Here is a 238-nt window from a genome sequence, read left to right as displayed (position 1 = left end):
CGAACTGCGGATCGACGACACGACGAAGGAGATCAGCGCGGCGTTGATGAACGACCATGGCGCCAGCCACCTGCACCTGGGCTACCTCACCCACCCGCGCCCGGACGGCGGGAAGCCGCGAGGTGAGGGCTTCGAACTACGCACTGACCTGCACGGGGCGCTGCGCGCTACCCAGGGGCTGCTGCTGACCACCGAGGCGCAGGCCGAGGCCAACGGCGGGCAGTTGGACCGGCGGGAC

The 238-nt window shown here is 70.6% G+C and carries 1 protein-coding gene; it reads left to right on the top strand.

What is annotated here, in order from left to right; genetic code table 11:
- A partial coding sequence (locus PVZ80_RS00285) for a type VI secretion system Vgr family protein (RefSeq protein WP_273863291.1) occupies positions 1–238 on the top strand: 238 nt, incomplete at both ends.

Origin of the sequence: Pseudomonas sp. B3G-3 (genome assembly GCF_028640915.1) — a bacterium.
Lineage (GTDB): Bacteria > Pseudomonadota > Gammaproteobacteria > Pseudomonadales > Pseudomonadaceae > Aquipseudomonas > Aquipseudomonas chlororaphis_I.
The sequence above is the reverse complement of the archived record's forward strand: the minus strand, read 5'-3'. Positions and strand labels throughout refer to the sequence as shown.